Source organism: Methanothermobacter tenebrarum (genome assembly GCF_023167465.1).
Classification (GTDB): Archaea; Methanobacteriota; Methanobacteria; order Methanobacteriales; family DSM-23052; genus Methanothermobacter_A; species Methanothermobacter_A tenebrarum.
The window spans coordinates 207,729-234,183 of record NZ_AP025698.1 but is presented as its reverse complement, the minus strand read 5'-3'; the positions used below and the strand labels follow the sequence as shown (position 1 = coordinate 234,183).

At 41.5% G+C, this 26,455-nt stretch carries 31 protein-coding genes; 21 read left to right on the top strand and 10 right to left on the bottom strand.

Annotation, left to right across the window (positions count from 1 at the left end):
• The first annotated feature begins 38 nt into the window (after positions 1-38).
• Together mmp10 and MTTB_RS01335 are read left to right on the top strand one after the other, a co-directional pair.
• Positions 39-1,289, top strand: a complete 1,251-nt coding sequence (gene mmp10 / locus MTTB_RS01340) for a methyl coenzyme M reductase-arginine methyltransferase Mmp10 (RefSeq protein WP_248564736.1) — start codon at positions 39-41, stop codon at positions 1,287-1,289.
• Positions 1,286-2,578, top strand: a complete 1,293-nt coding sequence (locus tag MTTB_RS01335; protein WP_248564735.1) for a methyl-coenzyme M reductase glutamine C-methyltransferase — start codon at positions 1,286-1,288, stop codon at positions 2,576-2,578. Before mmp10 ends, MTTB_RS01335 begins: the two co-directional genes overlap by 4 nt.
• Positions 2,579-3,206: 628 nt before the next feature.
• On the opposite strand, the gene MTTB_RS01330 is transcribed toward MTTB_RS01335, so the two are convergent.
• Both MTTB_RS01330 and MTTB_RS01325 read right to left on the bottom strand, forming a co-directional pair.
• Positions 3,207-3,773: a DUF134 domain-containing protein gene (locus tag MTTB_RS01330; protein WP_248564734.1), complete on the bottom strand. Its 567-nt coding sequence runs from the start codon at positions 3,771-3,773 to the stop codon at positions 3,207-3,209.
• 35 nt (positions 3,774-3,808) lie between these two features.
• Positions 3,809-4,651, bottom strand: coding sequence for a metallophosphoesterase (locus tag MTTB_RS01325; protein WP_248565239.1), 843 nt, complete (start codon positions 4,649-4,651; stop codon positions 3,809-3,811).
• On the opposite strand from MTTB_RS01325, the gene MTTB_RS01320 reads away from it, so the two are divergent.
• Positions 4,581-4,799 (top strand): hypothetical protein, encoded by a 219-nt coding sequence (locus tag MTTB_RS01320; protein ID WP_248565339.1) that lies wholly within the window; start codon positions 4,581-4,583, stop codon positions 4,797-4,799. The genes MTTB_RS01325 and MTTB_RS01320 overlap by 71 nt on opposite strands.
• A 58-nt stretch (positions 4,800-4,857) precedes the next feature.
• On the opposite strand, the gene MTTB_RS01315 is transcribed toward MTTB_RS01320, so the two are convergent.
• Entirely contained in the window at positions 4,858-5,769 is a 912-nt protein-coding gene (locus MTTB_RS01315; RefSeq protein ID WP_248564733.1) for a methanogenesis marker 7 protein, read from the bottom strand.
• Positions 5,754-6,290 (bottom strand): hypothetical protein, encoded by a 537-nt coding sequence (locus MTTB_RS01310; protein WP_248564732.1) that lies wholly within the window; start codon positions 6,288-6,290, stop codon positions 5,754-5,756. The genes MTTB_RS01315 and MTTB_RS01310 overlap by 16 nt, the downstream gene beginning before the upstream one ends.
• A 478-nt stretch (positions 6,291-6,768) precedes the next feature.
• On the opposite strand from MTTB_RS01310, the gene comB reads away from it, so the two are divergent.
• Genes comB through MTTB_RS01290 form a run of 4 tightly spaced genes read left to right on the top strand, consistent with a single transcriptional unit; the run spans position 6,769 to position 10,428 of the window.
• Positions 6,769-7,437, top strand: a complete 669-nt coding sequence (gene comB, locus MTTB_RS01305; RefSeq protein ID WP_248564731.1) for a 2-phosphosulfolactate phosphatase — start codon at positions 6,769-6,771, stop codon at positions 7,435-7,437.
• A 15-nt stretch (positions 7,438-7,452) separates the two neighbouring features.
• Positions 7,453-8,610, top strand: coding sequence for a TraB/GumN family protein (locus tag MTTB_RS01300; protein WP_248564730.1), 1,158 nt, complete (start codon positions 7,453-7,455; stop codon positions 8,608-8,610).
• A gap of 3 nt (positions 8,611-8,613) precedes the next feature.
• Positions 8,614-8,826 (top strand): DUF1922 domain-containing protein, encoded by a 213-nt coding sequence (locus MTTB_RS01295; RefSeq protein WP_248564729.1) that lies wholly within the window; start codon positions 8,614-8,616, stop codon positions 8,824-8,826.
• Between the two features lie 6 nt (positions 8,827-8,832).
• Positions 8,833-10,428, top strand: coding sequence for a GTPBP1 family GTP-binding protein (locus MTTB_RS01290; protein ID WP_248564728.1), 1,596 nt, complete (start codon positions 8,833-8,835; stop codon positions 10,426-10,428).
• Here the strand turns inward: MTTB_RS01290 and MTTB_RS01285 are convergent.
• Positions 10,412-11,257, bottom strand: coding sequence for a TIGR00269 family protein (locus tag MTTB_RS01285; RefSeq protein WP_248564727.1), 846 nt, complete (start codon positions 11,255-11,257; stop codon positions 10,412-10,414). The genes MTTB_RS01290 and MTTB_RS01285 overlap by 17 nt on opposite strands.
• A 48-nt stretch (positions 11,258-11,305) precedes the next feature.
• Here MTTB_RS01285 and MTTB_RS01280 point away from each other — a divergent pair, with 48 nt between their 5' ends.
• Entirely contained in the window at positions 11,306-11,605 is a 300-nt protein-coding gene (locus MTTB_RS01280) for an MTH1187 family thiamine-binding protein (protein ID WP_248564726.1), read from the top strand.
• On the opposite strand, the gene MTTB_RS01275 is transcribed toward MTTB_RS01280, so the two are convergent.
• On the bottom strand, positions 11,602-12,681 hold the full coding sequence (locus tag MTTB_RS01275) for a DegT/DnrJ/EryC1/StrS family aminotransferase (RefSeq protein WP_248564725.1): 1,080 nt from the start codon (positions 12,679-12,681) through the stop codon (positions 11,602-11,604). The two genes, MTTB_RS01280 and MTTB_RS01275, sit on opposite strands and share 4 nt — an antisense overlap.
• A 9-nt stretch (positions 12,682-12,690) precedes the next feature.
• The gene (locus tag MTTB_RS01270) at positions 12,691-13,683 is read right to left on the bottom strand and encodes a CPBP family intramembrane glutamic endopeptidase (protein WP_345894009.1); all 993 of its coding nucleotides are present in this window, start codon (positions 13,681-13,683) and stop codon (positions 12,691-12,693) included.
• A gap of 75 nt (positions 13,684-13,758) precedes the next feature.
• Between MTTB_RS01270 and MTTB_RS01265 the strand changes: the two genes are divergently transcribed.
• Positions 13,759-14,949 carry a tRNA (guanine(10)-N(2))-dimethyltransferase gene (locus MTTB_RS01265; RefSeq protein WP_248565238.1) on the top strand — a complete coding sequence of 397 codons (1,191 nt, stop codon included), beginning with the start codon at positions 13,759-13,761 and terminating at the stop codon, positions 14,947-14,949.
• Here the strand turns inward: MTTB_RS01265 and MTTB_RS01260 are convergent.
• A complete protein-coding gene (locus MTTB_RS01260) occupies positions 14,891-15,577 on the bottom strand; it encodes a hypothetical protein (RefSeq protein ID WP_248564723.1) in 687 nt (228 codons plus the stop codon). The two genes, MTTB_RS01265 and MTTB_RS01260, sit on opposite strands and share 59 nt — an antisense overlap.
• A gap of 185 nt (positions 15,578-15,762) precedes the next feature.
• Between MTTB_RS01260 and MTTB_RS01255 the strand changes: the two genes are divergently transcribed.
• From MTTB_RS01255 to cofG, 10 genes are all read left to right on the top strand, one after another.
• On the top strand, positions 15,763-16,470 hold the full coding sequence (locus tag MTTB_RS01255; RefSeq protein ID WP_248564722.1) for a DUF4013 domain-containing protein: 708 nt from the start codon (positions 15,763-15,765) through the stop codon (positions 16,468-16,470).
• Positions 16,471-16,712: 242 nt separating this feature from the next.
• Positions 16,713-17,318 carry a DUF4013 domain-containing protein gene (locus tag MTTB_RS01250; protein ID WP_248564721.1) on the top strand — a complete coding sequence of 202 codons (606 nt, stop codon included), beginning with the start codon at positions 16,713-16,715 and terminating at the stop codon, positions 17,316-17,318.
• A 5-nt stretch (positions 17,319-17,323) separates the two neighbouring features.
• Positions 17,324-17,452: a hypothetical protein gene (locus tag MTTB_RS08325; RefSeq protein ID WP_282570373.1), complete on the top strand. Its 129-nt coding sequence runs from the start codon at positions 17,324-17,326 to the stop codon at positions 17,450-17,452.
• Positions 17,453-17,476: 24 nt separating this feature from the next.
• Positions 17,477-17,953 carry an Lrp/AsnC family transcriptional regulator gene (locus MTTB_RS01245; RefSeq protein WP_248564720.1) on the top strand — a complete coding sequence of 159 codons (477 nt, stop codon included), beginning with the start codon at positions 17,477-17,479 and terminating at the stop codon, positions 17,951-17,953.
• A 22-nt stretch (positions 17,954-17,975) separates the two neighbouring features.
• Positions 17,976-18,209 carry a hypothetical protein gene (locus MTTB_RS01240; RefSeq protein ID WP_248564719.1) on the top strand — a complete coding sequence of 78 codons (234 nt, stop codon included), beginning with the start codon at positions 17,976-17,978 and terminating at the stop codon, positions 18,207-18,209.
• Entirely contained in the window at positions 18,206-18,964 is a 759-nt protein-coding gene (locus MTTB_RS01235; RefSeq protein WP_248564718.1) for a histone deacetylase family protein, read from the top strand. Before MTTB_RS01240 ends, MTTB_RS01235 begins: the two co-directional genes overlap by 4 nt.
• 15 nt (positions 18,965-18,979) lie before the next feature.
• Positions 18,980-19,654: a SepCysE family protein gene (locus MTTB_RS01230; protein WP_248564717.1), complete on the top strand. Its 675-nt coding sequence runs from the start codon at positions 18,980-18,982 to the stop codon at positions 19,652-19,654.
• A gap of 86 nt (positions 19,655-19,740) precedes the next feature.
• Positions 19,741-20,712, top strand: coding sequence for a GTP cyclohydrolase MptA (mptA, locus tag MTTB_RS01225; RefSeq protein ID WP_248565237.1), 972 nt, complete (start codon positions 19,741-19,743; stop codon positions 20,710-20,712).
• A complete protein-coding gene (locus tag MTTB_RS01220) occupies positions 20,696-21,136 on the top strand; it encodes a DUF2120 domain-containing protein (protein WP_248564716.1) in 441 nt (146 codons plus the stop codon). The genes mptA and MTTB_RS01220 overlap by 17 nt, the downstream gene beginning before the upstream one ends.
• The gene (gene cofG, locus MTTB_RS01215; RefSeq protein ID WP_248564715.1) at positions 21,137-22,216 is read left to right on the top strand and encodes a 7,8-didemethyl-8-hydroxy-5-deazariboflavin synthase subunit CofG; all 1,080 of its coding nucleotides are present in this window, start codon (positions 21,137-21,139) and stop codon (positions 22,214-22,216) included.
• On the opposite strand, the gene MTTB_RS01210 is transcribed toward cofG, so the two are convergent.
• Both MTTB_RS01210 and MTTB_RS01205 read right to left on the bottom strand, forming a co-directional pair.
• A complete protein-coding gene (locus tag MTTB_RS01210) occupies positions 22,211-22,759 on the bottom strand; it encodes a DUF429 domain-containing protein (RefSeq protein WP_248564714.1) in 549 nt (182 codons plus the stop codon). The genes cofG and MTTB_RS01210 overlap by 6 nt on opposite strands.
• Before the next feature lie 15 nt (positions 22,760-22,774).
• A complete protein-coding gene (locus tag MTTB_RS01205; RefSeq protein WP_248564713.1) occupies positions 22,775-23,500 on the bottom strand; it encodes a class I SAM-dependent methyltransferase in 726 nt (241 codons plus the stop codon).
• A 962-nt stretch (positions 23,501-24,462) separates the two neighbouring features.
• Here MTTB_RS01205 and MTTB_RS01200 point away from each other — a divergent pair.
• Both MTTB_RS01200 and psmB read left to right on the top strand, forming a co-directional pair.
• Entirely contained in the window at positions 24,463-25,554 is a 1,092-nt protein-coding gene (locus MTTB_RS01200; protein ID WP_248564712.1) for a formate--phosphoribosylaminoimidazolecarboxamide ligase, read from the top strand.
• 199 nt (positions 25,555-25,753) lie between these two features.
• A complete protein-coding gene (gene psmB, locus MTTB_RS01195; RefSeq protein WP_248564711.1) occupies positions 25,754-26,383 on the top strand; it encodes an archaeal proteasome endopeptidase complex subunit beta in 630 nt (209 codons plus the stop codon).
• The last annotated feature ends 72 nt before the right edge of the window (positions 26,384-26,455 follow it).

The window sequence follows — 26,455 nt, the reverse complement described above, 5'->3', positions numbered from 1 at the left end:
AATAAATTATTTATCACTAAAAGGATAAGATAATAATCATGCAAATAATGGCTGATGTCGGTGGCAGACCAGGAATAGACTGCAGAGGATACTGCAAATACTGCTATTTTAAAGGTGTTAAGGACTTCCCACCACTAGGTTGTAGGAACTGCACACCAAACAGGTTAGGATGCGAAACATGCACACTAGAAGTTGCTGAACGCAAAAATAGATTCCTACCCCCATTTTTCGTCCTGAGCAACGTCCAAACAACCCTCATGATGACACAACCACAAGAAGAGAACCTCAAAGTCAACATAAGCGGTGGCGGGGACGTGAGCTGCTACCCCCACCTCGAAGAACTGACAGAAGGCATAAAAAACCTGGGGATACCAATACATTTAGGTTATACGAGTGGAAAGGGCATAGACGATCCAAAAATCGCCACAAAACTAATCAACAATGGAGTGGAAGAAGTCACCTTCACAGTATTCTCCTGCAACCCCAAAATTAGAAGAGAATGGATGCAAGACAAAAAACCAGAAGCATCCTTAGAAGCCCTAAAAAAATTCTGCGAAACAATAGAAGTCCACGCAGCAGCAGTCATAATCCCAGGTGTAAACGACGGCCAAGACCTACTAGAAACATGCACAAAACTGGAAGAATGGGGGGCGCAAGCCCTAATCATGATGAGATTCGCCAACCACGAAAACCAAGGAATCATATTAGGTAATGATCCAATACTCAAGGGAATAAAACCTCACACTGTAGAAGAATTCGAATCCCTCATAAGAAAAATCGACAAAGAATTCAACCTAAGAGTGACAGGCACACCAGTCTGCGACCCAGAGAATAATACACCATTCGCTCTAGCAGATGACAGTAACAAAAAATACCTGGAAATACTCCCAGAGATAAAAGCAGAGGCCACAATACTCACAGGGAAAATAGCAGCACCATACATAAAAAAGATAATAAAAAACCTTAAAGCCCAAGACCTCGTCAACGTCTACGCCACAGAAAAAGACATAGCATGCCTAATAACAAGAAAAGACCTGGAAAAAGTAGACCTCTCACAACTCAAAGAGACCGTCATAATACCAGGAAGAGCATTCGTACATGACAAAGAAGCCGAAAAAATCCTAACACGTGACGGAACAGACAGGATAATAGCAAGGGGCCCCGACAAATTAACAGTAGATGGTGAAATGAGCGGCACACTCAACAAATACGATGTCATCGAAAGGGAAATGGAAGGATTCTATGAGCTCATACAAGCCATAAACTTCTTCGGGGTAAGACGAGGATGAAAATAGTGGTTATAACACCCGAATTCTACAATTATGGTTCAATGATAGTTGCGGGGATCCTGAAAAGTCTAGGATATGATGTAACCCTAAAAAAGGACTTCAAGGATCCCAAGGCCGATATTGTTTTCATAAGCTTACATTCAACAATCCACCTACTCAAATACAAAAAAGAGATCAACCAGATAAAAGCCTTTAAAGTACTCGGAGGCCCAGTAACCACAGACCACCAGATGATATTCAAATACCTTGACGTGGACCTTATCGTGAAGGGCGAAGCAGAAAACAGAATAGAAAAGATAATGGAATATATAAAAGGAGACAGAGACCCCTCATCTATTCCAGGGATCGCACTCAAAAAAGACAATGAAATAATAACCACACCACCCCCAGGTGAAGCACCCATAGGACATCCAACACCACTAATACCATCAGACATTTCCAATGAAAACATAAGAGGAGCTAACGTCTACATCGAAACCCACAGAGGATGTCCCGGAAACTGCACATTCTGCCAAGTTCCATGCTTCTTCGGGAGAAAAGTCAGAAGCAGAAACCTAGAAGAGATAATAGACGAGGTTAAAGAATTCAAAAGGAAAGGCGCCAAGAGAATAGCCATAAGTGGGGGTACGGGAACCCTCTATGGTAGCGAAAAATTCAAGAACATTAACGAGGAAGCATTTATAGAACTAATAAAAAGAATTAGTGAAATCACAGGACCAATGAACCTGACAGTACCTGATATAAGGGTCGACCTTGTAACAGATGAAATACTAGAAACAATAGCAAAGTATACAAATGGTTGGGTATACTATGGTATCGAATCAGGAAGTCCACGAATCCTAAAAAGGATGAGAAAGGGTATAAGCGTCGATGACGTGTTCGAAGCTGTTGAAATGGCCAGAAAACATGGAGTGAAAGTTGCCGGATCCTTTATAGTGGGTTATCCAGGTGAAGATGAGGAGGATTTCCAGGCCACAGTTGAACTTGCAGATGAACTCATGCTTGATGACTATTTTGTGAGTATTGCAGAGCCAATACCAGGCACCACCCTTGCAGAAGAGGTGAAAAAGCTTCCAATAGAGGATAACCCAATTTACATGGATTCTGAGAAGGGTAAGTTCAAGGGGCTCGCTGCAGAAAGAGCCTTCAAATTCATGTTAGACTCCTATGTATTCAGGAGCATGCCAATTCCAATAACAGATAAGCTATTTAAATCCATTGTCCAAGAGGTTAACTCCCAAGAGGACCATATTAGAACAGTAACGGCCATGATAAAAGGCCTTATCTAAACTTTCTATAAGCGTTTCCTGTGAACTGCCACCAGCTATTGCAAGTCTGCTTCAACGACGCTTGGTCTCCAACAGGCGTAATTCAGGTCGTCCCAAACCCTACCCATCCAGTCATCACCCACAATTAGATGTTAGACCCTCTGATAAATGATTTATTATGATTTTAGCAATTTCGCAGCTTTTATACCCTTTCTATTATCCTAATCTTGGATTTTTGTCATCTTTTAATGATGCTATGAGGAAATGGTTTGCCTTGCCAAATGGGGGGGCTGATATTTGAATCCAATCTTCTATTATCCTTTATGGTGCCGTGATCAGCATATAATCCTCAGGTGTGGCTTCTGGTTGTATTATGAGATGATCCGCTGATGTTACTGGCTTTCCTTGGCTCTCTTATGGGATTGATAGGAGGAAGAATTCTATTGACACGACACCTCCATTAATGTTTGCTTTTTTTTTTGATGTCCGTCATGGGGGATCTTGGATATCCCTGTATAGGATGCATAAATTCATAATCTCCTTCAAGTTCTGCTCTTCCATTACCATAAAATGCGAAGAATGGACTCTTACCAGGGATGGTCTGAGATCTTTACATTTAAGAATGTTATGCATACCTTTCTATACCTTTTTAATCAGCGGCACACATTATTCCGCCACATTTTGGACATTTTTCGCTTCTGCATGGTACTCCTGGGGTTTTTGGCATTTCGTATCCGCATTCGATGCATTTACAGGCTCTTGGTGGCCCGGCTCTCATACCTCTCCCCATTCCTCTTTGCATGGTAATTCTTCCAGGTATTATATCCTCTCCTATCATGGTTATGTTTTCTGAGCCGCACTCTGGACATTTTTCGTATTCTTTTTTGGGGGATATCCACTCGAATTGGCAGTCTAGGCATTTGTATCTTTTTCTGTCTGTTATATAATCACCTCCTTTCAGGATTATTGTTTTGCCTTCGACCAGGGCCTCTGCGATCTTTGAACGTGCTGATTTTATTATACGATGGAATGTGGGCTGTGATACTCCCATTATTTCAGCGGCTTTTTTCTGTTTTATATTGTGGTAGTCTTTGAGTCTTATGGCTTCGAATTCGTCTAATGTTACTTTGATCAGTCCATCTGATTCTATGTCTGGTTTGAAGCATTTGATTGGTGGTTTTATTAGGATTCTTCTGTGTCTTCTTGGCCTCGGCATAATATGAATATATATTCAAAACTAGTATTTAAATACTAGGGTTTCAATCTGAAAACTACAATCTCATTAGATGATCCAAGACGCATTGGAGGCCCCCAGGTACCCGTACCCGCCGACACATAAAGGTAACTACCTGAATTTTCATAAAGGCCTGAAAGATATGGGAACATCCACCTAACGATAAGATTGAACGGATAAAATTGTCCGGCATGTGTGTGACCGGACAATTGAATGTCAACACCCCATTCTCGTGCAGTATCCCACTCAGTGGGGAGATGATGAAGTAAAATAGTTGGAAGACCCTTACTAAACTCAATCTGCTCCAATATGACTCCTAGGATCCCACGTTGCATATAATATCCCACACCCACAAGTTGCAAGCCCTTAAACTCTATACACTTATTATCTAGTATTGTCACGCCCACAGACTCCAGTAGATGGTAAACCTTTTTTCTATCAGCATATGTATCATGGTTTCCTGAAACAAAGAATATAGGCGCGTTTATCCCCTCGAGTGGCTTTAATGCGGACTTGTCAATGGGCGAACTCCCATCAGCAAAATCTCCCGTTATAAGAACCGCATCAGCCCCTAGCCTGTTCACTTTATCTTTTATAGTTTTTAGGAAACTTTCACCCCTTATGGATCCAATATGAAGATCTGAAAGTTGTACCAGTGTAATCCCACACGGAATCTCTAGAGGTATTTCCACACATTTTATTTTGATTCTCGTACCGTTAAAAATCGAAAAAAGACCTATAAAAAGAGCTACTAGATAAACTACCCCCTCCACCCTTAGGGGTATACTTATGAAGATTTTAAGTAAGTCGACAATTAGAGTTGTCCAGAACAGGAATAGGATAATCCCAAGCCATGTCATGGAAAAAACATACAATACCCTACTAATGGGGGATGGGAACCTCTGTTCACATATTATAGCTAATGGAAGAGCTGAAGAAACAGAAATCGCCAACCATATATTCTCAGCGCCTATCGAAGTTAAAACATGGAAATTCAACAGAGTATAACCCGCGGTTAATATTAGTATGAATAATAGGACTCCTATAGCCTTTTTCACTTATATCACTAAATTATGGAAGTCTCTGGTAGGAGTTTCACGAGAATATAATCATACATCATTGAAGGTTTTATCTCTGCAATATCCCCTAGTTTATACTCATATACCTTAACATTTTCTATATCTTTATGGTAGCGTTCATAGTTCAATTTGACGCGGACGCCATCAAGTTGACTTGTAACTGGTGTGGGAGAATAAACATTCTTTATGGCATGGACCTGATGTTCAATCTCGCTTTTAATAACTATTGGTGGGACTAACGGCGGGTCCTCTGCCATCTCCCTCCTCCTGTTGTCGAGGATCTCCTCCACAACCTTGACCAAGTTTTTCAAGGCTCTTATATTCTCGCCTCTTTTAAGGCGCCTTGGTATCCTCCCGAAACCACTGACATATGCCGTTGCACCCGGAAGCTCCTCCACCCTGAGCTTGGGGGCGCCTGTAACAACCACTGGCACGTTTATACCCTCAAAAAGGTGCGTTTTCTCTTTTATACAATGTTTGAAGCTCCCAAGGGCGAAAATTGCAAGATCGTGTTCGTTTATAAGCTGTTTCTCCTCCTCCGATATCCTCGATATCCCCTTGCCAGCCCCCCTGGCCAATCCTATCATGTTATCCTTGGCCCCATACCTTCTAAGATACTCTGCGATGTCACAGGCTGCATGTGGCAGATGATGTCTTGCAAGTGTGGGTGACACAACAGCAATCTCTGTACCAGCCATTGGAGCCACTTTAACCTTCCCTAGGAGCTCCTTGGCCTTCTCCTTAACCTTTTCAACATCCTCTATTGGAACGGCGAGTGTCAATATAAGATCCATCTGTAACATGTTCTCCTGGAGGACGAAACCCCCAAGGTCTTCAATGAGCTCCTCCATTTCCTCGTGGCGGTGCACCCCACCAACATAAGTTAATGTTTCATACATAGCCTATTCTCCAATATCCTATACCTTAACAGGGCCCTTTTAACAGGATCCAATGGCAGATTATAATGTGATGGAACCTCTACCTTTTCCCCTTTTTCTCTTATATTCATGTAATCGGGATACACTATATAATCTGGATTATCCTCAACTATACTATAACCCATATGTTCAATAATATCCCTAAGGAAATTTGAATAAACTTTTATTTTTATTTTTTTGTTCCTCTCCTGTAGTGGCCGGGGGTCATCCCACCATGGCGAGCATACCCTAAAATTTATCTCAGAGAAGGACCCATATCCTAGACCATATGCTTTCAGGGTTTCTGAGACGATACGTATACTCTCCTTGATCTGTGGGAATGTGTTCAATTTTAATCTGAGAGCCCTTGAACGCGTCTTGGTCTCTGAAAGTACTATTGCAAGGTCAGGGTCCTCGGTATCCGGGTCTCTGGCCACAATATACTCATCCACTCCTATAATATCTAGTATACCCTTACACATGGGTGTGGTAACAATCCTCATATCATGTCACCATGAGTATCAAAATTTATTATGGATCCCCCTTTTAACTTTATCGGTGGGAAGTCCCCCTCCGCGAGGAGATGAGAGCCGAAAGGTTTATAGAGTTGTAAAAATAGTATTGTAACTATGAGATACAAGCTTGATAGAGGAGCGGATTCTGTTTATGCGTTCCAAATACCATTCAAGTGACCCTTGATGTATTACAAGAAGTATGCGAAGGAAATGCTCAGTTATAGGTTCCGCTTGTATCCTTCCAAAGTCGCTGAGAAAAAGTTACTTGAACACCTTTGCAGACGCCTCTATAAGATTATATATTTGCTAGATGCTCAACGGGGGGCTGGGACAGCCCCCAGAGCCCGTGGAGATGAAACCCCTATTCAGCACCCCTGCTTTAGCTGGGCAAGTCCCGTTGTTGAAGTAGGAACCCCCCAGTGGGGTGGTTCACAGATATAGTTTTCATGGGGGGTGAAAAGTGGGGATGAAGATCAGATTAACCCATCAGAGATCAACTACACAAGATCTTAGTATCATGGTGGACTTGTTAAGGGCTAGTACAACGATAACAGTAGCATTGGATAACTTCGAGAGGATAATACCCGCCAGGAGCGTGGATGAGGCTCTTAAAATTTCAAAAGAAATTGGTGGATTGCTCGCAGGGGAACGTGGCGGTGAGACCATTAAAGGTTTCATCGGGAATTCACCACTCCAAATACAAAACTACAAGGGCAAAACATTGATCCTCACAACAAGTAATGGTACCAGGATACTTAAAAGCTTAAGATCCAAGGCTCTTATAGGCTCCCTTATAAATGCTAGGGCCGTGGCCCGTGCGGCTGTTGAACTTGCCAATGACGAGATAGAAATAATTATGGCTGGTGTGAATGGGAGGTTCGCCATCGAAGATTTTCTCACAGCAGGGGAGATAATATACTATCTAAGGGATTTCCAACTTGATGAATTCGCAAAGGCTGCCATGATCGCAGCCCATGATAAAAGGATAGTTGATGAGATGATATTAACCTCAAATTCTGCTTTGAAGTTGAAAAAACTTGGATTCTTTGAGGATGTGAAATTTTCCATCCAAAGGAACATCTCAAATAATGTTCCAATCTATGATAGAAAATTAATAAAAAAATACAAAATATAATATTAGTGATGGTCCATGGAAATAGAACACCTGAAGATAATAGGGACAGCCCACGTGTCAAAAAAGAGCATAGAAGAAGTGAAAGAGACTATACGCGCCGAGAAACCGGATGTTGTGGCTGTTGAATTAGATGTTGGAAGATACCAAAAGCTCATGCGAGAAAAATTAGGCCTAGGAGAGGATAAACAACTCTCAGTTAAAGATTTGATCAGAGGAGAGAACATCGGCCTCTTCCTTATAAGCGGACTTTTAACATACCTGCAGAATAGGATAGGTGACGACTTGGGTGTGAAGCCCGGCTCTGAAATGTTAGCGGCCATAGAAGCCGCTGAGGAGATAGGTGCAAGGATAGCCCTCATAGACAGGGACATAAGGATAACCATGCAGAGGATAATCGACTCCATGAGTTTACGTGAAAAATTAAGGTTCTTATTCAATATCCTCGCATCATTCTTTAAAAAGGATGAAATAGAAGACGTGGAAAGCCTAAAAAGTGAAGACACCCTAGATGAGGTCATGGAATACTTCAAGGATATTTCACCCAAAGCATACCACGTACTAGTAGATGAAAGGGACGCCTACATGGCCCACAAACTACTCGAGATCCCAGAGGATAAAGTGATCGCGGTTGTGGGGGCGGGCCACAAAAAGGGTATAAGATACTACCTCCAAAATCCAGAAAAGATACCCCCACTCGTGGAACTCTTATCCTCCAAGCAACAGAACTCCACCTTAAGGAAACTAGTACTAGTCATACCCCTCTTATTAATTGTGCCTTTTATTTTAGCATTCCTTTCAGGGGTGAACATACAAGGTGATATCCTTAAATTCATACTCATGACAGGGGGCTTCGCGTTTATTGGATCCATGGTGGCTGGTTCAAGACTCAAATCTGCTATAATAGCATTCCTTGTAGCGCCAATAACCGTACTGCACCCACTCCTAGCCGCAGGGTGGTTTGCAGGGTTAATGGAGGCTAAACTGCGAAACGTCAACTTCGGAGACCTTGAAAATTTGAACAAGTGTGATAGTCTCCATGACCTTTGGCAGAACAATCTTTTCAGGGTCCTCCTTGTTGTTGCAGGTGCAAATCTTGGCTGCAGCATAGGAACCTTCCTCACAATACCACAGATCATACTCCCAATGATTGGTAAAATAATAGGAGCCGGCTAAAAAATGTACCTAATATTCAGATGCGACTGTGGAAGGGCATTATATACACGTGAAGGTGTTAAAACCCGCAGATGCGTATGTGGGAAAACAATAAAGGTTAAAAGTCGTCGGATACTTGGAAAAGTCGAAAGTTTCCAAGACGCGGCTTATATGGTTAGAAAATTGCAAGAAGAAAAGTACGGACCCGGCGGATTCTTAAAAAAGAAAATAGAATGATTGGACATGATCAAGGATTTGAAATCCTTCACCAAAAAGGGTGAAAGAAAGAACATAGAATTTAAAAAAGCCCTTAAAAGTTCATATCATCTTAACGAGGACAGGAGAAGGCAACTAATCTCCCAGTTGAAATACAGGATGGAAAGGGGAAAGGGCAGGGCAATCTACCTACTTGGTGTTGAAGATGACGGGAGCCTAACAGGCCTCCCCAGGGAAGAACTCCAAGAATCAATCCACGTCCTAAATGTCTTAAGTCGAGAGATAGGAGCATGTATAGAGGAAGTGAACGAATACCCACTAGATAACGGTAGAGTAGCCGAAGTCACCATAGGATGGAAAAATTCATTCAAAAAAGAGCATATTGTCATAGGAGTCGCGGGACATGTCGACCATGGTAAAAGCACACTCCTAGGGAGCCTAACAACCGGAATACTTGATGATGGGACCGGGAAAACAAGGATATTCCTCGATGTCCAGAAACATGAAATAGAAAGAGGACTCTCAGCAGACCTCTCATTCGCAATCTACGGTTTCCTAGACGGTGAACCAATCCGCCTCGACAATCCACTTGATAAAAAAGAAAAATCCGAGCTCATGGAAAAATGTGAAAGGATAATATCATTCGTCGACACAGTAGGCCACGAACCATGGCTCAGAACAACAATAAGGGGTATAGTGGGCCAGAAACTAGATTATGGTCTTTTAACGGTCGCAGCAGACCAAGGACCCACACATATTACAAGAGAACACCTAGGGATCATCCTAGCAATGGAATTACCCGTAATAGTAGCCATAACAAAAACAGACCTAGTAGGAGAAGACGAAATCCATAAAGTCCATGAAAAGATATCAGAACTGCTCAAACTCGTGGGCAGAATCCCATTCAAAGTCAAAAACAGGTCAGATGCACTACTAGTATCAGAGAAGATGAACCAACATATCGTACCAATAATAGAAACATCCTCAGTAACAGGAGAAGGACTAGAATTATTAGATGAACTATTCCTCAACTTAAAAGTCCCAGAAAACCCCTCAGAGGATAAAAAACCATTCATGATGTACATAGATAAAGTTTATTCCGTGAAGGGTGTGGGAACAGTGGTCAGCGGCACCATAAGACAAGGTCGTGTAAAAAAGGGCGAAAAATTACTCCTCGGACCATTCCACACAGGAGAATTCAAACAAGTAAAGGTCAAATCCATTGAAATGCACCACTACCAGATCGGATGCGCAGAACCAGGCCACATCGTTGGAATATCAATAGCAGGAGCATCACCACAAGAAATCGAAAGAGGCATGATACTAGCCCACCCAGAATACAATCCCAAGGCCGTGAGAGAATTCGAAGCAGAAGTGGCAATCCTAGTACACCCCACAACAATAAAAGCAGGATACGAGAGCGTCACACACATAGAAACCATCGCAGAGACAACAATACTAGAACCCCTTGACCAGGAATTCATGTCAGCCGGGGACAAAGGAAAGGTCAGAATGCGATTCAAATACAGGCCACACCATGTAAAAGAAGGACAAAAACTAATATTCAGAGAAGGAAGAAGCAAGGGCATAGGCTCCATAACAAAGATCATAGAGAACCCCTAATCACAGATAACAGCTCACAGGCTTTACAAGTCCTCATAGAAGCAGGCTCCCCACAAACTTCACATTCAAAAAGTTCAACCTCCTCCTGTTCCATTTTAAAAGTGTTAATGAAGGATTTCATCATCAACTCCTTGGTCCCGGGCCTCCTAGACTCTACCCTGTTAAGAAATTTCTTAATCCTCGACCTGAGTGATAAACTAGAATATGGACAATCCTCCAAGTGAACCCTAATATTATTAAGGATGGCCCAGGTTTCCGTTTCTTTTTCACTTGTATTCCATAAAGGTTTTATCCTTGGTATAAGCCTAGGGTGGATCACCTCCAATTTGGGGCCGAACTTGGAAAATTTGCGCGTATCACCCCTAACCAGGCTCATCATAAATGATTGTATCTCATCATCCATGTTATGTCCAGTGGCTATCTTATCAGCTCCTAGACTACGGGCAGTCCTATTTAGTATATATCTTCTGAAGACCCCGCAAGGTATGCACGGACTCTTAAAAATCCCATAAACCTCATCCAATGAAAAATCAAATTCTCCTATGAAGGATTTTTCAACCAATTCAACACCTAAAAGCTTTGTATTATAGCGTGCGGCCTCTAAACCCTTCTCCCTATAATCTTTTATGCCCTCATCAACTGTTATAGCAACAATATCAAAACCAAGATCATCTCTAAGACCAGCTAAGGCGTGTAATACGAGTAGACTATCCTTTCCACCTGAAAGTGCCACAGCTACTAATTCACCCTCTTCTATGAGCTTATAATCTATTATAAGTTCCCTGATTCTCTCTTCTAATCTCACGTTAAAGTCTACTTCCCCCACCATAATATAATATTATATGTTCAACATATCATTTAGTTGGGGGGATTGTGATTGATAACAGCAGAATTAACTATAATCCCCATAGGAACAGGGGATACAAGTTTAAGTGACTATATAGTTGCCGCGATAAAAGCAATAGAAAAGAAGAATATTAGATGTGAAATATCTGGTATGGGGACGCAGATAGAAGCCGAAGACCTTGATGACATCCTAGATGCTGTAAAGGCGGCTCATGAGGCCGTGCTAGGATTAGACTGTGATAGGGTGTATACTACAGTTAAAATAGATGATAGAAGGGATGTTGAAAAAACTCTAAAGGATAAGGTAGCATCTGTGAAGAGCAAACTCTAACCTGGGAAATTCTCAACCGCATCAATTATCCTATCAAGGTCATCCATGGTTAAGCTAGGATGGACTGGCAATGACAAGACCTCCCTAGAGGCCTTCTCAGCCTCTGGACAATCAGCCACTAAACCAAGATCCTCATATAATGGTTGACGATAGATTGGCCTTGGATAATGCACTCCAACCCCTATACCCTCCCCTCGGAGATATTCTATCCATCTTTCCCTATTTTCAACCCTTACAGTATACTGGTGAAAGACATGCTTCACATCATCCATAACATATGGTGTCTTAATATAATCAAGAGCTTCAAGATTCTCTGTTAGATATTCTGCATTTTCTATTCTTCTATCATTGAATTTGTCAAGTTTTTTAAGTTGAACTATCCCAATGGCAGCGGCTATATCAGTCATCCTAAAATTGTATCCTAGGATAACATGCTCGTAACGTTCACTTTCACCATGAGATCTTATCATCCTAGCCAGGCGGGCTATATCCTCATCATCAGTTGTGATCATCCCCCCCTCGCCTGTGGTGATATTCTTCGTAGGATAGAAGCTGAAACATGCAATATCACCCAATGAACCCACCTTCCTGCCATGATATAACGCTCCATGTGCTTGGGCCGCATCCTCAATAACTATGAGTCCATGATCCTCACCTATGTCCTTGATATGGTCCATTTCAGCTGGCTGCCCGTAAAGGTGGACAACTATTATAGCCTTGGTATCCCTTGTTATAGCATCCTCTATCCCTTCAGGGTCTATGTTGTATGTTAGGGGGTTTATGTCAACAAAGACTGGCCGGGCCCCAACATAGAGGGCCGCGTTTGAAGTGGCGGCGAAACTAAAAGGTGTTGTTATAACCTCATCACCTTTACCCACACCAGCCGCTGATAATGCAACATGTAATGCGCTTGTACCAGAGCTTGTGGCCACGGCATGTCTACTATTAGTGTAATTGGCGAATGCTTTTTCAAATTCCTCGACCTTGGGGCCCTGGGCGAGGAAACCTGAACGTAATACATTTACTACTTCCTGGATTTCATCATTTTCTATTATTGGACTTGCGATTGGTATCATTTCGAAACCTCACCTGAGTACTTTGAGGATATCTTCTCTCCTATCCTTGAATAATATGAATATTACAATTAGGACAGCCACTATGAGTATGATGGGTGAAAGGTAGGGGCTTGGTGGTGTTACCACCAAAGATGGTAGGTTACCGATTCCACTGTCAGGTGAATTATGGATTAGACTCACATAAAGGTTATTAATGATATGGATACCCACAGCCAACTCTATACCATCATCTGCAAGGGTGATTAATCCTAACATTAAACCTATTATAAAGGCGCTTATCACAATAGATAAGCTCGTCACTGGATTGCTCCCATTCCACCAGTGAAGTCCGGCGAATATCAATGAATTCACAATCAAAACCAGGATGGGCTTCTTTGATAAGAGGCCGAGTGCCTGTAAAAGATATCCTCTGAAAAAAACTTCTTCGAAGGACGCTTGTATTGGGAATACAATAAGGGCTATCACAGCTAATAAGAAGAAACTTTGTGGTTCAAATGAAAATTTAAAAGACCTCGGGCTTAAAATGAAATATATGATATCCAAGACCGAGATTACCAGAAACCATGCAAGAGCCCCCTTCACCATCCTCCTCCAGTCAATTTCTCGACCAGTGTTTATAAGGGATCTGAAGCTTCTATTATGCAAAAACCTCACAGATAAATAAAGGAAAATATAAGCTACAGAGAACACCAAACCGGCGACTATAAGCAGATAAAATGGATTAAATAATATACTAATATCAAATGTCCTATGGGATAAAACGAGTATGATCCCAAAGAATACACCTAATATTATCCCCACAAGTATGCTGGAAGCTCCGAGGGTTAATATTATAGTTAGAATATACCTCCACAGACTATTATTACCCTCTCTAGCATTAAATAAAAACCTGGGCCCATCATAGGCCAGATCTTCTAATCTTCTACCGCAGGAAATGCAAAATCTGGCACTCACCCGGTTTAAGGTTCCACACCAAGGACAAGTTATCTTCCCAGAATCCATATAATCCCCAAACTTCTGTTCTCGTTAAATTTTACATTAACCCTATTAAAAGTATAAACTTATATTGGTAATATGATGAAGACAGTCAAAGAGGGTATGGTAACAATCAAAATCCCCAGTTTCGATAAGGTTTCCTCCAAGGCCCCCGTATTCTATAATCCCAATATGGAGCTTAACAGGGACATTTCAGTCCTGGCAATTCAACAATTCCAAAAGGAGAAAAAATCCAGGATAAAAATAGCTGATATCTTCGCTGGTAGTGGTATAAGGGGTATAAGATATCATGTTGAAATAGGAGGAGTTGAAAGCGTCCTAGCCAATGACATAAACCCACTTGCAGTGGAATTCATAGAAAAGAATAGTAAACTCAACAACGCCCATGTTGACATAACAATGGAGGATGCCAACATCCTACTCCGGAAGAATAGGGGCGTGTTTGATGTCGTTGATATAGACCCCTTCGGCACGCCATCCCCATTTATAGAATCAGCCGGCTATTCCCTTAAAAAGGGCTCCCTGTTATGCGTCACGGCAACAGATACTTCCAGCCTCTGCGGCACATACAAAAAACCTTGTATAAGGAAATATAATGCAGTGCCCTTAAAGACAGAATATTGCCATGAAAATGGTCTGAGAATACTAGCAGGTTTCACAAGCCTAACCCTTGCAAAATATAAAAAATATATCAAGGTGAGGTTAGCTTATAGCAGCCAACATTATATGCGCCTTTACTTAGAAATTGGCAAAGGAGCGGCGAAGACAGACAAATCGCTCAAAAATAATATTGGATTCATCTATCATTGCCACAATTGCCTATCCCGAAGCCTAGAGTATGGTATGCTACCAATCCTGCCACTAGAGTGCCCCCAATGTGGTGGGAAAACAGATTTTAGCGGTCCACTTTGGATAGGAGAATTAGAGGATGAAAATTTCATCAAAGGAATGATAAGACTACTACCCGAGAAAAGGTTGAACAAAAAAGGAGAAACCCTAAAATTATTAAAACTTTTAGAAGGCGAGAGTGGGATGCCCCCAACATTCTATGATATCCATAAAATTTGCAGCAAAATGGGGATAAGCGCCCCACCCCTCAAAAAGATCATGGAAAAACTACAAGAAAAAGGTTTTAAGGCAACTCGGAGCCACTGCAAAGCTACCGGTATAAAAACCAACGCCCCAATAATTGAATTAAAAAAATCAATCAAATCTATTCATAATTTAACATGTCATGGGTGTAATAATATTGTAGGGCCCCCGCATTTTTAATTTCAAAATTACGATAAGGATTATAAATGTATGGATAAAAGAAACCCTTAAGTACATAATAGTATGCTACCAATGGCCCATATTGGCTCCGTATTATATGATAATATAATGGGAAGCCACAACCTTGGTTTATTATAATGTCACCCTCCCTTACAGTCCCATGGTAGACAAGTGGTATGGACCCCTCTTGGCCATTTTCCTCCGCACGTTTTCTGATATAGGCCAAGGCTTCATCTAAGGTTTGAAATTCTATCCCATCACTCCTATAAGTCCATTTGTCGGCTGGCACGCCATTAACCCCCTCCTCCCATACTTCACTCCAGTTTATCCTTTGAGTGTATGGTTTTTTCTCTACATATGCTAGTTGTAGTATTAGGATGTCTCCTTCCATGTAGCTGCGATAATTGGAGGTTCCACCATAATGGACTACAAGGGCGCATTTAGATCCATGAGACCTCGCATACTCAGCAAGTAACCTAGAATGTGGATGACCAGGGTACATGTCGGGATTGGCCAATTTAACAAAAGCCAATCTACCGAGAGGCTCGAACTCCCCATTAGCTGTTGTGAAATGCACATATCCTACGAAGATCATTACTAAAATGATGAAAATCGCAGTTTTCTTCATAGGAACACCAATATACTATTGTTAGATCATGCCTTCATAAACCTTATCCATTATATAAATTTTTGCGAAGGACATCCAATATCCACCCTTTTGCAACCTTTAAACCAGAGCACAATATCAAATAATTTATATATAATTAAAGCAAGAAATTATAAGATTGTATGTTTTGGGAGGAGGTGTAAAATGTGGATATTGGCGAAATTATAGGTGACGCCGTCAAGTACCCGATATCTGATTGGAAAAAGCTTTTAACACTTGGAATACTACTTTTGTTAGGTTTTGTGATAATCCCAGCGTTCTTGGCTCTCGGGTACGTTTTCAGGGTTCTTAAAGCCACAATAGCCGGCTTTAATGAGCTTCCAGAATTCGATGAATGGGGTGAAATGCTCATTGACGGACTTAAAGTCTTCGTAGTTACTATAGCCTATATGATAATACCACTGATAATCATGCTTGCTGGTGTTTTCACAGGATTATATGGATATGGTCTAGGCGTAACAGATCCAACATTGCTTCTACAAGCTGGTGGCGGCCTTGTGATAATAGGGGTCATCGTTGCCATAATATTCGGACTATTATTAACAATCGCATTAGCTCATATGGCATTCCATGACAGTGATCTTGGAGCAGCATTCCGAATCAGGGAAATACTTGATGTCATATCAGATATCGGATGGGTGGACTATATCATCTGGTACATCGCGGTTATTATCGTTGGTGGAATAATCGGCTTCATAGCATCATTGGTTATAGGCGTAATATCAGGTTTAATGGGATTAATAGCCCCAGTGGTTGGCTCAGCTGTCAATTACATACTAGTAATGCTCTTCTTGCAACCTTATCTTAACCTGTTCTATTACAGAGCTCTTGGCCTCCGATATGCCTATCAGTAAAATCTACCCCATTCCCCATTATTTTTTTGGGTACTTTGGGTTTTTGTCCTTTGGAGTGTATCTCCCTCTATGGTATGCTAGTTGTGTATTGTTTCCTTCCATGAAGTCGCACATATTTTTTCTTCGTATTCCTATTATCCTATTTTTTCTAAATTTTTTTCCAAATTTTAAAAAATATCAAGTAATTATATATAATGAAACTGACAAATTTAATCCCCAGATATTCTAGGGGGTGTAATATTGTGAATATCCGCGAGATTATAGGCGACGCCATCAAGTACCCAGCATCGAATTGGAGGAAATTAATCACATTAGGTGTAATATTCCTACTCATAAACACACTTCCCCTATTGGGGGGATTTCTATCAGCACCTCCACTAATCTTAATGGTAGTCTCCCTGATCCTAATGTTAATCCCATTATTCTTTGTTATTGGATACACTTTCAGGGTACTCAGGACTACAATAGCAGGTTCTGATGAGCTTCCCGAGTTTGATAGGCTGGGGGAGATGTTCATTGACGGACTTAAAGTTTCAATCGTGTTTATAATCTATATGATAATACCGGGGCTGATCATGGATATCGGCCCCTTCATAGCCCGTGCAAACCCAACTATCAGCAGCATCACAGGATTAGTTGGGATTATAGTAGCCATAATATTCTTGTTACCTCTTACGATAGCAATAGCCCATATGGCGGCTAATGGCCAATTTAGAGCAGCGTTCAGAATTCGAGAAGTATTGGATGCCATATCAAGGATTGGATGGGGGAAATATATCATCTGGTATATTGTAGTTGTAATCATGGTTGGGATAATCAGCTTCGCATTAAAATTCATAATAACCTAGGTTACGTGGGCATTAACATAGTTACAGGACCAGTAGTCGCTTACGTAATCGCGAACCTATTATCCGCAATCTTCATAGGATCTTATCTTTCCCTATTCTATTATAGGGCCCTTGGACTACTATACTCCAGATAATCCCCCCCTAATAGGATGAAATGGATGGGTGATGATATGGAGGATATTGTTAAAATAGATGAGATAGACAAGAAGATACTCCATCTCCTTAATGAGGATGGGAGGATGTCCTATAGGGAGATTTCAAGGAAACTCGGAGTATCAGTGGGCACCGTCCACAATAGGGTGGAGAAGCTCATGAAAAATGGGGTGATAAAAAAATTCGTCCCTGTGATAGATCATTCAAAACTTGGCTACAAGTTGACGGCGATTATAGGTGTCAGAGTAAAAGGTGGAGTCTTGAGAAACTGGGAGGAGAGAACAGCATATCATAAGAACGTACTAGCGATCTATGATGTTACAGGAGAATTCGACGCCATATTAATAGGGAAATTCAGGGACACCAGCGAACTTGACAAGTTCATAAAGGGCCTCCTCAAGGAAAATGACGTTCAAAGAACATACACCCAGACGGTCTTAAATATTGTTAAAGAGGATATGACATCCTCCAAGATGCTATAACCGACCATAGAGGGTGCAGGTTATGACAATCGTTTATTCTCCATCCTATGATCTTCATAATATGAAGTTCCATGTGGAAAATAAGAAAAGAACAGATGTTATCATGGAAGCCCTCCGCATTCTAGATCTCAAAATAGTGGAACCAAGAATGGCAAGCCCCAGTGATATTCTAAGGGTTCATAGCCAAGCACATATGGATTATGTGAAAGGATTCGCAGAGAGAGGGGGGGCTACCTTGACTATGACACTTACATGACAAGTGAAAGTTACAATGTCGCGCTTCTAGCCGCTGGGGGCGCTATCATGGCATCAGAGATCGTCTCAGAGGATGGTGGATGGGCCTACTCGGTTGCAAGACCACCAGGACATCATGCCACCAGGGACAGGGCCATGGGCTTCTGCATATTTAATAATATGGCGATAGCCATAGAACATCTTAGAGAAAAGGGATCGGATCATTTCCTTATAATAGACTTTGACGTGCATTATGGCAATGGGACAGCCGACATATTTTATGATGACCCCAATGTAATGTATATTTCCATACACCAGGACCCGAAAACACTATACCCTGGCACGGGATTCGTAGAGGAGATGGGTGCCGGTGATGGTATGGGCTACACCCTGAATATTCCTATGCCACCCGGTTCAAATACCAGCGATTACATATGGATACTATCAAGGATACTGGAGCCTGTGAAGGATGAATTCAAGCCGAGTATGGTCTTCCTAGAGGCTGGTTTCGACGCCCACAAAGATGATCCCCTAGCTAATATTAGGGTTGATGAAGAATTTTATACTTGGATAGGATCATACTTAAAAAATGAAAGGGTGGTCGCAGTCCTTGAAGGAGGATATAACCTAGAGGCCCTTGCAAATTCAAATTTAAAATTTGTCAGATCACTAATGGGCCTTGAGAGTCCAATAGAGGATGGGATAAGAGCCTCAGATCCTGTGAAGAGTGTATTCAAGAGGATAAGGGATAAGTTTTCAGAATATTTCAAAATATGATGAGAGGATCGCACCATGGAAAGGATGCGGATAAAACAAGCAGAAGAACTCATAAAAAAAGCATGCATTAAACAAAAAAAGACCATGATAAGAGAACCAGAGGAGGGTGTAATCAACGTCAAACACTTCGAAAATGCCCTGAAAGAACTGATACGGGCTGAAGATTACATTTATAAAAGCTTACCCCATCATAGGCTCTCAAGGGAGGAAGCAGTTGGATTCAGCCAACACCTCCTCAAGGCCAGGGAGAAAATCGATAAAATACTCTCAGACTTCAAAGTATTAGAAATGGAAGACTTAAAGGATAAAATAAGAGAATTATCCCTGGATACGCTTATAATAACCACAAAAAGTGACGCGAAAAGAGTATTGGCTAAAAAGGGGATCGAGGCCCCACATATCATCGTTACCGGCGCCCCACTCTCAGTCGAAGACATGAAAAAAATAAACCCCAGAATCCCAGAAAAAACCCTAGAGAATATAAAAAAGAGGATAGAACACACAAAATATGATATAGAGCGTAAAATTAAAAAAATGGGCATAAAAAAGGTCATAGTATTAGCAGAACCCAATCCAACATCAAAACTCATCGCAGAAAAAGCCAAAAAACTCTACAATGCAAAAATCATCCTAGATAACCCAAAAGACATAACAGATAACAAACTCATCAAAATACTCTCAAAACAATAAAGCACCAAGAATCTAAAATTAAACATCGAACTTATATATAAGATTCCTCCTAGTATACTCTAAAAATTGAGGTGTAAAATTTGGGCATGATCTGCTTCCCAGACACACAAGAAAAAATACCAACAATCCCCGTACACCTTACAAGAGTAGGGGTCACAGGGGTTAAGAAACTTCTCAAAATCGAAAGAGAAAACAAAAGACCAATAATACTCCTACCAACCTTCAACGCCTTCGTAGACCTGCCAAGCAAACAAAGAGGAATCCACATGTCAAGAAACCCCGAAGCCATCAGCGAAGTACTAGAAGAAGTGGTTGAAAGGAACGTCCTCGAACTAGAATCATTATGCGCAGAAATAGTTAACTCACTACTCAAAAAACACAAATATGCCAGGAGAGCCGAAGTCAGCATGGAAAGCGACTTCATGTTCAGGAAAAGATCCCCAATCACCCACAAAAGAAGCCAAGAAATGACAAAGATAATGGCAGATGCCGTTGGATACAGAGACCGGGACGAAGTCATAATAAGGAAGATGATAGGCGCCGAGGTAGTGGGCATGACAGTCTGCCCCTGCGCACAAGAAACAATAAAAGAAACAGCAAGACAAGAACTAAGAAAATTCCTAGACGAAGAAAAAATAGAAAAAGTCCTCGAAACAGTCCCCATAGCCTCACACAACCAGAGAGGAAAAGGCATGATCATGATAGAAGTCCCAGAAGATCACACAATAAGAGGCGAAGACCTGATAAGGATAATAGAAGAATCAATGAGCTCACCAGTCTATGAACTATTAAAAAGACCGGACGAAAACGCCGTAGTAATAGAAGCCCACAGTAACCCCATGTTCGTAGAAGACTGCGTCAGGAACATGATACACCGCATAGTTAAAGAATTCCCACACCTACCCGATGACACCCTTGTAACAGTAAGACAAATCAACGAGGAAAGCATACACCGCCATAACGCCTTCGCAGAAAAAGTTGCCACCATGGGAGAACTAAAATATGAAATAGAAGAACTAAACAACCAGATAGGTGGTCAACTTGATAAAACTCCATAGACTCGCAGGCGAAATAATGACATACCTAGACGCCTATGAAGGCTCCAGACCAGCCCTGGATACGGCTGAAATCCTAATAGTAAGAGGACATTCAAAAAAGAGAATAAAAGCAGATAACATGAAAAAGATCCTCGACAACCTCATGGAACACCTCGAAGCAGAAGAAATAGACCTACTATCAGATGCCGGAGCAGACCTCATAGGTATAATGGACGAACATATAAGAAAAAACGTGGAAGTCGGAGCAGACCCAGACATAGCCGGAGTACAACGCCTAAAAGAATCCCTTGAAAACATGAACTTCAAAGTAGAATACCGCCTAGGAATCACAAGAAAAACAGGCTTCTTCATAGTATTATACAAAGACAAAAGCGACATGGGCCCCTGTTTTGTTGAAATCGTCGTCTCTGACATTGGTGAATGAATGAAACCCTCAAAGGACGACCTCAAAAAATACCTAGAATGTGAAGGCACCCAGATACTGGATCTAATGAGAAAAGCCCTAGAAAAACAAGGGAAAAAAACCATAACATATTCTAAGAATGTTTTCATACCAGTGACAAGACTTTGCAGAAACCGATGCGGCTACTGCACATTCCACAGAGACAAGACAAAAACGCCAATACTAGCACCCGATGACATCATGGGACGATTAAAAAAGGCAGAATCATATGGTTGCAGAGAAGCCCTATTCACATTCGGAGAAGCCGCAGACCAACTAGAACCCGTGAAGGATCAGCTCGAAAAACTAGGCTACGACACCATGGTAGAATATATCTACCATCTCTGCCAAGAAACCCTCAAAAATACACTACTTCTACCCCACACCAACATGGGCATACTAAAATTTAAAGATCTTAAAATGCTCAAGGAAGTTAACGCATCCATGGGCCTTATGCTAGAAACATCAAGTCCAAGACTCATGAAAACAATAGCCCACAGAGAAAGCCCAGGAAAAGACCCCAAGCTTAGGATCAAAACCATCGAAGACGCTGGTAAACTCAAAATACCATTCACAACAGGCCTCCTCATAGGTATAGGCGAGACAATAGAAGAAAGAGCAGAGTCTCTCCTAAAGTTAAGGAGGATACAGGACAAATATGGGCACATCCAAGAGATCATAATCCAAAATTTCAGGTCAAAACCTGGAATCCCCATGGAAGACCACCCAGAACCCACACTACTCGAGATGATAAAGACAGTGGCCGCCTCAAAGATACTCTTCCCTGATGTGAGCATACAAGTACCCCCAAACCTCAACAGGGAAACCAACGAATTCTTCCTTCTTGCAGGTGCGGATGACCTGGGTGGTGTTTCACCCCTAAGCAAAGACTATGTTAACCCGGAGGCCCCATGGCCCGAGATAGAGGAACTTGAAAGGATAACAAGAAGTGCAGGGTTTACATTGAAAGAGAGACTTCCAGTCTATCCAAGATTCATATCAGAGGAATATCTTAGTGAAAGGGTCCTTGAAAAGGTAAAAGTTCACCTAGATACACTATAATGGTTCTGGGAGGATGATAGCACCCTCAGATGGGTCCCCGAGGATCTTATATTCTCCTTTAAGGTAAAAATAGCCTGTAAGGGCGGCTATGGTAGCGTCGAATTCATGGGGGCTTAGCTCATCCCATTTTATCCTGAAAATGGAGGATATCCTGTATAAGTTTATTAGTTTTTGTGCCGTGCCTGGATGAGTTTCTATTATAAGTAAATTAGGGTTTAATGACTCTAAAGTTTCTTTTAATCGTATTCCTCTATATGTTAACATTTTCATATAGGGAAATGTTAGGGGAAGAACCCGCCCATATTTTCTGATCTCTAAGTCGGCTTTTCTGAAATGTCCAAATCTACTGCATTCACATTCCATTTCAAGGCAACATCTTCCCCTTGGAAGTGAAAGAGGAGCATCAAATAGGACAAGATCAGCGTTCACGGTCGCGTCTATTATCTCATCATCAGATGATACTTCAAAGGTTTCAATTTCCCTGTTGGATATTATGGCAATACCAGTTTTTTCTTTTGCTGCGAGATCGACACCAACAATCAAATCTATTACACCATTTTAGTCTATCTTAGCGTCTATTACAACATGCCAAACGCCTGGAGAATATTTTTTTATAATCCTCTTATTTAATATCTTGACTTCTCGGGGTTTCGCAGCCTTTTTCACTCTTTTTATTGGCCTTTTGAATTTTATCTTTTCAGGTGCTGTTTCATGGTAGTGTAGTATCCCACCTTCTTTTAGGCATTTGAGTGCAGCGTCAAGGTAATGGTGTGTGTTAACGACATATCCCATCAAGACTCTGTCAGCGGATAGTTTAGGTGCTATGATCCTTGAATCTCCTAGTATGGGTCTGATCTTGTCCTGGACTTTGTTCAATTTCATGTTCTCTTTGAGGTAGTGGTATGCCTTTGGGTTTATTTCAATTGCATATACTTTTTTTGGGTTTGCATGAACTGCTATTGGTATTGAAAAGTAGCCTATGCCCGCGAACATGTCGACTATGGTCTCACCATCCTCTATGAGTCTTGGTATTCTCATCCGCTCATAGGTGTTGCCCTTTGACCACATGATAGTTGCCACATCCAACTTGAAAAGGCACTTGTTTTCCTTGTGTGTTGTCTCCGTATCCGCCCCTACGAGGACTTTAACCTCTGGTCTTCTAATTCTACCCTTGATTCTCTCTATTTTAACCACAGTCTTCACGCCTTTCATTTTAAGATACTTTTCAGGGTTTTCCACGTTCCTGTTCAATACTATGATATCGCCTATTTGTTTCCATTTCATTTTCGCGCCCACTTCCCTCATTATGTTATAACTTTCAGTTGCTACTAAGTCCCTTCTGGGGGGTACTGAAAATGTGGGGTTGATCAGTGGCAAGTTTTATATAATCTCTATGAAGAACTATAAAAGTATGAGTTACCCCCCTTGATGCTTTGCAAGGTGAAAAGCTGTGCTGATTATCTAATATCATAATTTACCCATCCGAAGCCTAGGAGATTGAACGCTTTACAAACCGTCTAGTTGAAAAAGACCCATGAAGAGATAACCTAGAGGGACCCCCCAATCTTTAATCGTAAAGCTGAAGCAAGAGAACCCTGGATTCAAAAAGTCTACTCGAAAGTCTAGATGGTGAATTATCAACTCTAAAGCAATATCAGGGTCCTGGCCCGGCTAAAGAGAGGAATGGTAAAAGAGTGAGCTGATTAAGGTTCAAGGGTAAGGTTTAAGGCCATGAACTACAACCATTCAGGCTTCAATAAACAACTACAACATAATCTATGTTGAAAAATTTGGATGCGAAAGCCCTGATTGAAAATGGTAAGTTTTCAACCTTGAACAAACACCATCTAAGACCCTAGATAGGCCAAATTCTACGCACCCACAAGCTGAAGAGCTAGGAAGACGAGTAATGAGAATAAAACCTGTTAACGGTTCAAAGAACGTTCCAATTGCAATTGTATTGTAAAAAGCCTATCAGTAAATGATAGATGGTTCAAGTGTCCGAAGTGTGGGTGCAGAGGCTACAAAGCTTCCCTGAGCATTTAAAATGTGGGGGCGGGAGGCTCTCAAACGCCCGTTGAGAGAAGATATCACCCCCCTCATAATCTTCTACAAGAAGAATAATCGGGTGCAACTTCTTTCGATGGAAACAGGAAGCACCTCATAATGGTGGGGTAGTTGGTAGACAAAAATGATAAATAAGATGAAATTTTAATAGTCTATAAAAGATTTGAAGGGGGATTTTAATGGGTAAAATAGACAGGGATGAAATATTAGAGATATTTGAGGGATATGATGGGGAGAATTTGACTATAGCAACCCTTGGCAGCCACACGTCACTCCACATACTCCATGGTGCCAAGATGGAAGGCTTCAAAACCACTGTAGTATGTGAAAAGGGGCGTGAGGTTCCATATCAGCGTTACAGAGTGGCTGATGAATTCATAATAGTTGATGAGTTCAGGGAGATTGCTGACGAGGACGTTCAAGAAAAACTAAGGGAGATGAATAGTATAATCATCCCCCACGGCTCATTTGTAGCCTATGCCGGACTTGACAGGATCGAAAACGACTTCTATGTACCAATGTATGGGAACAGGAACATCCTAAGATGGGAGTCTGAAAGAGAACTTGAAAGGCGTCTCATGAAAGAGGCTGGTATAAGGATACCCTACAAATATGATGACCCTGAGAAGATAGACCGTCCGGTTATGGTGAAATTCCCAGGGGCACGGGGTGGTAGAGGATACTTTGTAGCTTCAACTCCTGAAGAGTTCCATGAAAAGATCGATCTAATGATAGAACGTGAATGGATAACCGAGGATGAGATATCAGAGGCTCACATAGAAGAATATGTTGCCGGTACAAACTTCTGCATACAATACTTCTATTCAGCCTTGAAAGATGAGGTTGAAATCCTTGGAATGGACAGCCGCTATGAATCAAATATTGACGGCCTGGTAAGAATACCAGCTAAGGATCAATTGGATATAAACTTACAACCTTCCTATGTTATCACAGGTAACCATCAAGTGGCTATGAGGGAATCATTGCTGCCACAGGCCTTTGAGATAGGGGATAGGATGGCTGACGCCGCCAAGGAGCTTGTACCCCCAGGATTGAATGGGCCCTTCTGTCTACAGACAATGTGTACAGACAACCTAGAGATCGTGACATTTGAGATGAGCGCACGCTCAGACGGTGGTACAAACACATTCATGGGCGGATCAACCTACAGTTATCTTCTCTATGGTGAGGGTATGAGCATGGGGCGAAGGGCTGCCCTTGAAATAAAAAATGCGAAAAAGAAGGGCGTCCTAGAAGAGATAATAACCTAGCGAAAAATATTTATACTTGAGGGGATTATCCTCCAGATAAGGGGGGATAAGATCCTCATGATAACCACCCACCTCAATTTTTTTGTGGTGGGGGACTTGAATGGGAACCTAGATACTAAAGGTTTATATAAGATAAAAGGTAAAACTAGGGTTTAGAATCTGGTTTTCATACTACTATTTTTATTTTCGAGGTGTATCTATGGAAGACGAAAGAAGATTAAAAGGTACTACAACTGTGGGTATAACTTGCAAAGATGGGGTTGTTTTTGCAACAGAGAGAAGAGCTACCATCGGAAACCTGATAGCGCACAAAGTCGCTGACAAGATATTCAAAGTTGATGAACACATAGCAGCAACTGTCGCAGGATCCGTGGCGGATGCACAAACTCTAATGAAGTATTTAAAGGCTGAAGCGGCATTATATAAGATGAGAAATTCTGAGAGGATAAGTATAGAGGCTGTCGCGGCCCTAGCATCAAACATACTCCACTCAAACCGTTTCTATCCACTCATAGTACAAGCCTTATTAGGGGGAGTGGATGACACAGGAGCGAAAATATACTCCCTAGACCCTACAGGGGGGATGATTCTAGACAAATTCATATCAACAGGCTCAGGCTCACCTATAGCCTATGGTGTGCTCGAAGACAGATACACCGAAGACCTATATGTAGAAGAAGCAATTGACATCGCAATAAAAGCCCTAAAATCTGCGATAGAAAGGGACACCTTCTCCGGGAATGGTATAAGAGTAGCCATAGTCACAGAAGAAGGTTTCAAAATGTTAAGTGAAGAAGAAGTTGAAAAGAGAATTAAAGAACTTAACTAATTTTAACACACCACCTCACATCTGTTAAATTTTTTTAATTTTATACGAGCATTAGGATTCTAATTTTCCAAG